Raw genomic sequence first — 8,232 nt, 5'->3', positions numbered from 1 at the left:
CCATTTGCCGGTCGGTCTAAGCCGCCAACCGGAAGAAGAAGGGCTCCAGAGGCGGCCGGCCCGTCAGCCACGACGCCGGCCTCTACAAGGAGCGAAACACCGTCGAACGTCTGATCAACAAGCTCAAGGCATGGCGAGGCATCGCTACCCGATACGACAAGACCTCCGACAGCTACCTCGCCGGCCTCCATCTACGTGCCTCGATGATCTGGATCAAGGACCTCACCCGGACCACTCATTGATCACGACTCAATACACGCCCTAGCGGCGTCGGCCCCTCGGAGTGAGTCCCGGCGGGCTCGATTGCCGGACCGTGCGCTTCACCCAGCGTCTTTGCCCCGTTATGCCCTCGGCCCGTCACGGACGCTTATGGTGCGGAAGTGCTACCCGCCACGGCGTCATAGCGGTGAAGGACCGGCATGACCTGCTGCAGAAGCGTTCGGCCTGCCGCTGTGAGCCTCGGGGGCTTCACAGTCTGCAGTATGGGAATGCCGGTGTCCTTCTCGATGATTGCGGCGATCCGCTTCAGTTCTGACGGCCGCACGTTGGCCGCTTCGGCGGCAGTTTCGAGCGCATGGTGGTCAAGTAGCAGGCTGATCTTCTTCAGCCGTCCGACGGACTTCCATCCGGAGAACGCCCGATAGACGACGGGAGGGATGACGAGTCCTTGTGTGGTGGCGGCAAAGTCCCGGGGTACTCCGACCGCGCTCCGGATCGGGATGTTGTGTCTTCTGGCTATGTTGAGAACGGTTGTCGAGACCACCCCGATTTCATCGGCGATGTCGGTGAAGGTGCGGTGCTGCAAGACGTACTGCTCATACAGCCAGTCGCGGTCGATCCGGTAGGCGTATCCGGGGCGGTGCCCCTGTCTGCGGATCTCGATTCCGGCGCTGCTCAGGGCTTGCTTGAGAACGGTGATGCTGGCGCCGGTGATGTCCCTGAGCTTATGGAGGGAGAATCCCTGCTCGAGATAGAGATCTCGAAGGATGTCTGGGGCGGGGGCGGCGGTGCGGGGGCTTCTCCCGTGCACGGCAGATGTGGCGCCAGGATTGTCGGCGTACAGGCGGGTGTAGCGCTCGACTACCGGTCTGGCGTCGTGCAGGAGTTGTCGGCCCTCGGCGGTAAGCCGCGGCCGTGCCGAAGTGTCCAGTAGGCGGATCCCGGTGGACTTCTCGACGACTGCCATCTGCCGCTGAAGGTCTGAGACGCGGATGCCGCAGGCTGCGGCGACCTCGGGGATCGTGGAGTGATCGAGCAGCAGACTGACGTTGCTGACCCGCTGCACCGCGTTGCGTCCGCAGAACGCCTGGTACACGGCGGGGGGCAGATCCAGTCCGCGGGTGGTCTCGATGAAATCCCGGGGTACTCCGTCGTGTCGCCTGATCGGGAAGCCGCACGTGCGGGCGATGCGGCGAATGGTGCGCACGCCCATTTCGACTTCTTCGGCTATCTCGGCAAAGCCCCGGCACTTCACGGCGTACTGGTCGTAGAGCCAGTCACCATCAAGGCGGCATCCTCTGCTGGCCCGCTCCCGGGGTCGGCGTATGGCGATACCGGCTTCCCGAAGTGCCGCCTTGAGCACCTCCACGCTGGAGCCGGTGGCCTTGCTCATCCCCCGAAGGGAGAGGCCCTGGGTGACGTACAAGTCATGCAGGATGGCCGCGTCTGGGGCCGTGGTACGCGGACCGCGAGGGGTGCCGAGAGTCTTCCGTTGAACTGTGGGGATGGTGCTGGCGAGTTCGACGTACAGGCGGGCGTGCTCGATACCGATGCCAAGCGAGTCGGCGACATCGGTGATTTTGCGGTGGCGTGCTGCGGTGCGCCGGAATTCCTCCGCGCTGATGTCGGCCGGTTCGGTGCCGGGCCAGGGGATGCCGCTCACCCACTCGGGCGGTGGTTCCCAGGTGACGGGTTCGTCGATGCCCAGTCGCTGCAGGTGTCCGGCGGCCTGGTCGAACAGGAAGGCGCGCACCGCGGGATCCGCGCGAAACCGCAGGTCGTTCAGACGGTGGTCGGTGTGTGTGAGCGTGCCAATCCACATCGCCCTGAGATACTGGTCCAGGGCATCCAGGCTGAGTTCGGTGGGAGTGCGCCAGCGGTTTTGGGCGGCGAGTTGCAGGTACGCCGGGCGGTCGATGGCCAGTCTTATGTCGGCCAGGCTCCGGCGCCGCTGGTAGTCGATGGGCGATCCATGCTCGTCGAGGGAGTCGGCCAGTTGTGTCAGCGCGGCCAACAGGGGGGTCAGGTACTGGCGGTCGAGGCGGGTGATCATGCTCTTGACGAAACTCGGGGACACGGTGTCGCCGAGAAGTGCGAGTGCGTCGCGATAGACGCGGCTGGTGGAGCGGACCATCAGAAGGAGCGTACTGAGCCCGGCCCGGAACTCGGCGACCTTCGCGCCCCTGGGCCCGCCGATCTGGTGCGGCATGAGCCTCATGCTCCACGAGGGCCACAGCGTCGCCGGGATCGCCGCGGCGCGGCGCTCGATCAGCTCAGGGTGCGCGGCGGGCGGTTGTGGGGTGGGGGAGGTCGTGGCGAAGCGCAGCCGATCGATGATCCGCAGGCGGGAGTCGATGACCGTCAACGCGCGCGTCACGGTGGCCGGTGAGCAGGACGTGCGCCAGGAGTTGAACTTCAACAACACTTCCATGGAGCCGTCTTTGCGCAGGTGCGAGTCGGCGATCCAGCGCAGTACCGCATCACTGTGGGGGTGGCCGCGCTCCAGAACGGTCATGGCGGTGGCGGTGCCGACCGCCACATCAGTGGCAGTCTCGTTGCTGAGCCCGGTCAGCAGGGCCAGGGTGTGTCCACCTGCTTCTTCCAGGAGACCCGAAGCCGTTTGGGGGATGGGGAGGTTGTCGTCGTGGAGCGTGGCCAGGCCCCGCCAGGCCAGGAAGAAGAGCTCATCCAGGCTCGGGTGCGGTTGGTCGGGATCTCGGTCGCGGCCTGTGCGGCCGCGGATGACCGTGTCGACAGAGTGCTGGGCGCGGATGATCTCGCCATCGGCGGGGATCGGCTGGGCCACAGCAGTGGTGAGGTCGGTGTGGCAGGGCAGGCGTGCGCCTTTGCTGCTGCGCGCGAGGTCGCGCGCCATCGTGCAGAGAGCCGGGTTCGTCACGCCCGCGGGGTGACGGCCTGCAGGGTGCGGGCGCTGACCGCACCCTTCGCAGGTCTCCACCAGGAGTTGGGCGTGCTGGGTGCAGGCAAAGGTCCAGGGGCTGCGCCAGGACAGCTGCCAGCGGCCGCCGTTTTCGGCCAGGCAGGTGGGGCAGTATCTGCTGCCCTTGTGCCGGCGCCAGCTCGGCGGGGAGCCGAGCCCGCGCGTGGTGTGCCGGACCGTCACAGTGATCTGGTCAAAGGGCTCCAGCGTCATCGCACGCAAGGCCTCGGGCTCAACTCCGGTACGCCGGGTGAGGACAGCAGCCTCTTCGGGAAGGAGTTTGACCAGCATGTGCTCCAGGTGGGCGCCGGGAAGTCCGATGAACATCAGGAATTCACGTGAGGTGACGATGAGTTGACGGGCGTAGGCTTCGATCCAGCTGTCGAGAGCCTCACCCTGCAGCGGCTCCACCACATAGGGGAGCCGCCCAGCCGAAAACGCGGGCGCCATGGCCACGGTGTTGATGGTCATGGGCACCGGCCCGGCCCCTTCTTCTTGCGGCGGGGTTTGGTGGTCAGGGTGCCGGCTTCCAGGGCCGCTTGGAGTTCCAGGCGTCCTCGCTCAGCCGCCACATCGTTTTTGACGGTGTCCATCAGGTCCACGGTCAGCCGCTCCTCACCGCTGTCCACAGCGCGCCGGCAGCCGCGGGCAATGAGCGTCATCAGTGACGCGAAGTGGCCGGTGGAGCGGGCATACAGGTAGTCGGCGAGGTCTTCGGCGAGCATGCCGCGGTAGGCGTCGCCGAGGACGAGAAGCCGTTCGATGGTGAGCATCAACTGGCGCCACTGCGCCCGCCCGGCCTCCGTGTCCACGGTGAACGGCGGCAGTGTCAACGTCGTCATCCGGCGGGCCGCCTGCGCGAGGTCGATGTCCTCGATATCGAGACCGTCAGTGAGAACCCCGCGTGCTTCCACGCCCACTCCGACGTAGATGAACGTGACGGGGAAGACGGTGGACAAGTGCTTGAAGTGGTTGGCCACGACACGGTGGTTGGTGCGGCGCAGGTCGAGGAAGTGGATGTCGTCGACGACGATGACGGTGGTGCACATGGCCCGGGCGGCGCGAGCGGCACGGGCGGCGAGCTGGTCGGCGTTGCCGGTCTCGGGCAGTTCATAGAACCGGCAGATCGCCTCGTTCAAGCCGCGGATCGTGATGTTGCCCGTGAGCGTGATGTTCACGACCGGGACGCGGCGGTGCCCGCTGGGAGTAGTGGCGCCGTGCACCAGAATCTGATCACGGTGGTACTGCTTCACGTAGTCCAAGACCGCGGTCGTCTTCCCCAACCCGGGAAACGCGTCAACCACCGCCGACGGCTTCACCTTGTCGCCGTCCTGCCGGTTCGAGTCCACGATCTCCGCCAGCCCGTCATGCAGTTCCTTCAGCTGGGCTGTCTTGATCGGCCCGATGTTGGCATGCCACACCGCGCGCCGCTCCTTGTAGACGAGGAATTCACGGTGTGTCAGATCCTTGATGTCCGGCCGGCTCAACTGCCGGGGACGCTCCCGAGCGGGCCGCTCGCACATCTCCACAAAACCCGTCAACTGCACGGGACTGTAGTTGCGCTCTCCCTCTTCGAACGCGGCGGTCATGACACATCCCACGCGTCCGCGTAGTACTCCTCGTCGCTGACCGCGCCGGCGTCTTCAGGCAGGACGGCATCGAGATCATGGTCCTCGTCATCGTCCCCACCCGCCCCGAGCACCGGCCCATCCATGGCGGGCGTCTCAGCCGGATCTCGCTCGTCGGCCTCGGGCTGGGTGGAGGCCAGAGCCGTGAGCTGACGCACCGACGGCAACTGCGCAACGGACACCTGGGGATCGTCCTCTTCGGCGCCTAGCCCAACTGTGCCGGGGCCCATGATGGACAGTCGCTCATCCGACAGCCGCAGCGCGATACGCCGCTCTTCCCGGCTGCCGGTCAGGCCCGCGCCCCACCGCTCCAACAGCTCGATCAGTGTGCGCTTGGCATCGGGAAACCGCTGGGTCCTGACCGCCAGCCGGCGCGCGTACTGCAACGCCTCACGGCTGAGCGGGCCATCGAGCGAATCGGCGTGTTCCCACCGCAGCTCATGCCACCGCCTGCTCTTGGGATCGGGGTCCTGAAAGTAGACGCGGGTGATGTCCCCCGGGTCCACGGCGATCGGCCACTTCCCGCTGTGGATCCCGCCGTACGGGCTCGTCGTGTTGCGCCGCCCCTTCAGGGCGGGGCCGTTGTAGCGCAGGGTGCCGATCTCCACCCCGTAGTGCTGGATCGTGGTCCACTTCACATCGAGGAAGTCGTACGCGAGATCCGGCCGCCCCAGGATCCGCAGATGCCCGGCCCGCTGAATGCCGTGCTCGTACATGTCGAGCGGACTCATCTCAAGCCCAGGAGCCTCCGGGATACACAGACCCGAGTGAACGCGCCGGTGGTAGATCAAATCGATCCACTCGCGGATGATCGCTTCCAGTTCCGGCAGAAAGAAGAACGCCTTCTCCTCCACGTCCTTGCCACGGCCGTGGACATCCGCGCCCTTGTAGCCGGGCAGCGCCGCGAGCAGCCCCTCGCGCAGGGTTCGAAACCAGCGCTCCAGCGGCGCCTTGTCCGTCGGTGTGTACGGCCGGGCCGGCTGCAGCGACATACCGAGGCGGTCACACACGGCCTGCACGTGTTGCGACAGGTAGATCTTGCCGTGGTCGAACACCAGCGTCTCCGCCGCCACCGACGGCAACAGCCACTCACCCCGCACATCCACCAGCCGTGCCGCGTCCACCACCACCGCACTCGGCACCCCGTGATGCGGCAGCCCCGCCCGCTCACTGCTCGTGCGCGGGCGCACGGTCTCATAGAGGACGGCTGCGACGTCGGCGGCCTTCGTCGACACCGGCGTCAGCCTGAGCCCCGTGATGCAGCGCGTGTAGAGGTCCATCGCGACGGTCAGCTCGCACTGCACCCACCGGCAGGTGACCGGCTCCATCGCGAACACGTCCAGCCGCGTCGTATCCACGAGCACGTACTCGCCGGGACGGGTCGCCCTCAGCTTGCCGTAGACGCCCGGCGGGCGGTTCGCGATCGAGCGGCGCCCCTTCGCGCTGCCCGAAAACGCGTTGCGCCCCCGGCCCAGCTCCTTCAACAGCACGTACGCCGCCGTCATCTTCGGCAGCTTCACCGTGCCCCGCCCGAACTCCGCGGCAAGGCGCTCCTCGACCGTCGCGATGATCAGATGCCGCGGCGGAGTGCTCTCCTCGACGTACTCGTCGAGCACCTTGCGGCACATGTCGATCCAGCGTGGATCCGTCGCCCCCAGTGGACCGCGGCCGCGATCGGCGGGCAGTAGCCCGGCCACACCTTCGGGGCCTTTGATCTTCATCAGCCGGCGCCGCACCGTCATGACACTCACACCGAGTTCAGTGGCCTTCGCCTCGTAGCGGTCCATCTTCGGCACATGAGGCGCGTACTGCGGACGCGGTTCTCCCTCAAGCGCCAACTCCGCGCATCCGTGCCGGTATCCGGTCTCCACCTCCAGCAAATGCTCGTATTGCTCCTGAAACGCCGCCTGTTCTTCCTTGCTGAGCGCCGAGAACTGCGCCCCCAGCCCAGGCAACGGCTCGGCGGCGGCTTCCGGAATCCGCGTCGTCGGATGCGACAGCAGCCACCCGAGATCGACCTGCCGCAGTCCGCCAGACCGGCTCTGCAACAGGATCCGGCTCCCGGATATTTCCACCACCGTGAACTGCTCACCGTCATGCTGCACCACCAGCCCCGCCCGCAGCACCGCCACACCCCCGTTCACGTGCACCTCCTGAGCACCGAACGGCCACTGAGCGGACGCGTCAGATCCGTCGTCCAATACCCCCGCCACAACAGCGACAGCAACGCCGGACGCACATCCTCACACTCGCCGAAGCTGCACAACCTTCTCTCTGCCAACGCAAGTTCGTCGCCTTCCCTCACCAGCTCACATGCCCGCTCGACGAGATCGCCGTCCACCACCCACGGCCGCCGATACCCGGCAAGGAACCGCACGTTCTTCAACACCATCGGCTCACCACCCGACCAGACCTCATACAGCCACCCGTGCGCGGTGAACAGCTCCCCCGGCCACGCAAGCGCCTCACGAACCTTCGGATCCTTCGCCCGGTCGGCCGGCTTCACATTCACCACCCGCACCAAGCCGCTGCGCAGCGTGAGCAGGAAGTCCGGGACATGCCTACGCACCCGCCCCTTCACCCGGTGCCGCATCCAGCACGGCTGCGCCCGAATCCCCACCACATCCGGGTCGAAGTCCGCCAGAAGCAGCCGGGCAAGCTCCAACTGACTCTCGAAGACCACCTGGCCGCCCATCGTCGACGACCAGTAACTGCCCGGCAGATGCGCCTGCCCACGCCTCGACCGCATCGCCCGCCACGGAACCGAACCCTCGAAATGCCGCTGCCCAAGCTGCTCGAACGACACCTCCCGCACCTCATCCTCGCCGTACCGGATCCACACCGCCGCTCCTGCGGCACCACGCCTACGTATTGCGACCATCGAGCACCTTCGCGCTCAGCCCATGCTGATCACGAGCAACTGACCCATACGATCAAGCAGTCGAACCCCGAATGCCCGTACTGATCACCGGACTTCACCCTCACCGGTAGAGATTCGCGCTGCTCCGCATACACCCCGTTGAAGTGGGCATGATTGCGAAATGCTCAGCGGCACACTCCCAAGCACTGTTCAAGCAGTGTTCAGGAAGTACCCGCATTGTTCATTCGGGCGCGGAACCTACACTCGACTCCCACGACTACGCGCTGCTGTGCGCGTACACGCACCCCGACTGCGGCAGCGAGGCGCTGTCGCTCATCACCGACTGGTACGTCTGGGTGTTCTTCTTCGACGACCACTTCCTGGAGACGTACAAGCGCTCGCAGGACCGCGAGGGCGCCAAGGCCTACCTCGACCGGCTCGCCGCCTTCATGCCGATGGACCTGGCCGACGGCTTCCCCGAGCCCGCCAACCCGGTCGAGGCCGGCCTCGCCGACCTGTGGGGGCTACCCGGAGGCACTGCGCATCTGCCATGCGCTGATGACCCGGCGCACCGAGGAGTTCGA

General features: G+C 66.5%; 4 protein-coding genes and 2 pseudogenes. 2 read left to right on the top strand and 4 right to left on the bottom strand.

Annotated elements, in window-relative coordinates:
• Positions 1-20: 20 nt before the first annotated feature.
• Positions 21-242 (top strand): annotated as a pseudogene (locus tag J7E94_RS24535) (IS5/IS1182 family transposase); the annotation flags it as partial.
• A gap of 125 nt (positions 243-367) precedes the next feature.
• On the opposite strand, the gene J7E94_RS24530 reads toward J7E94_RS24535, so the two are convergent.
• The 4 genes from J7E94_RS24530 to J7E94_RS24515 are packed head-to-tail and all read right to left on the bottom strand — an operon-like array spanning position 368 to position 7,630.
• Positions 368-3,631: a TniQ family protein gene (locus tag J7E94_RS24530; RefSeq protein WP_215018957.1), complete on the bottom strand. Its 3,264-nt coding sequence runs from the start codon at positions 3,629-3,631 to the stop codon at positions 368-370.
• Positions 3,628-4,749: an AAA family ATPase gene (locus tag J7E94_RS24525; RefSeq protein WP_215018956.1), complete on the bottom strand. Its 1,122-nt coding sequence runs from the start codon at positions 4,747-4,749 to the stop codon at positions 3,628-3,630. The genes J7E94_RS24530 and J7E94_RS24525 overlap by 4 nt, the downstream gene beginning before the upstream one ends.
• A complete protein-coding gene (locus J7E94_RS24520; protein ID WP_215018955.1) occupies positions 4,746-6,932 on the bottom strand; it encodes a DDE-type integrase/transposase/recombinase in 2,187 nt (728 codons plus the stop codon). Before J7E94_RS24520 ends, J7E94_RS24525 begins: the two co-directional genes overlap by 4 nt.
• Entirely contained in the window at positions 6,929-7,630 is a 702-nt protein-coding gene (locus J7E94_RS24515; RefSeq protein WP_308345437.1) for a TnsA-like heteromeric transposase endonuclease subunit, read from the bottom strand. The genes J7E94_RS24520 and J7E94_RS24515 overlap by 4 nt, the downstream gene beginning before the upstream one ends.
• 188 nt (positions 7,631-7,818) lie before the next feature.
• Between J7E94_RS24515 and J7E94_RS24510 the strand changes: the two are divergent.
• Positions 7,819-8,169, top strand: a pseudogene (locus J7E94_RS24510) (hypothetical protein); the annotation flags it as partial.
• Positions 8,170-8,232: the final 63 nt, after the last annotated feature.

This window comes from Streptomyces sp. ISL-94 (assembly GCF_018614075.1).
Taxonomy (GTDB): Bacteria; Actinomycetota; Actinomycetes; order Streptomycetales; family Streptomycetaceae; genus Streptomyces.
Note: the sequence above shows the minus strand (reverse complement) of the source record. Positions and strands in the feature narration are given on the sequence as shown.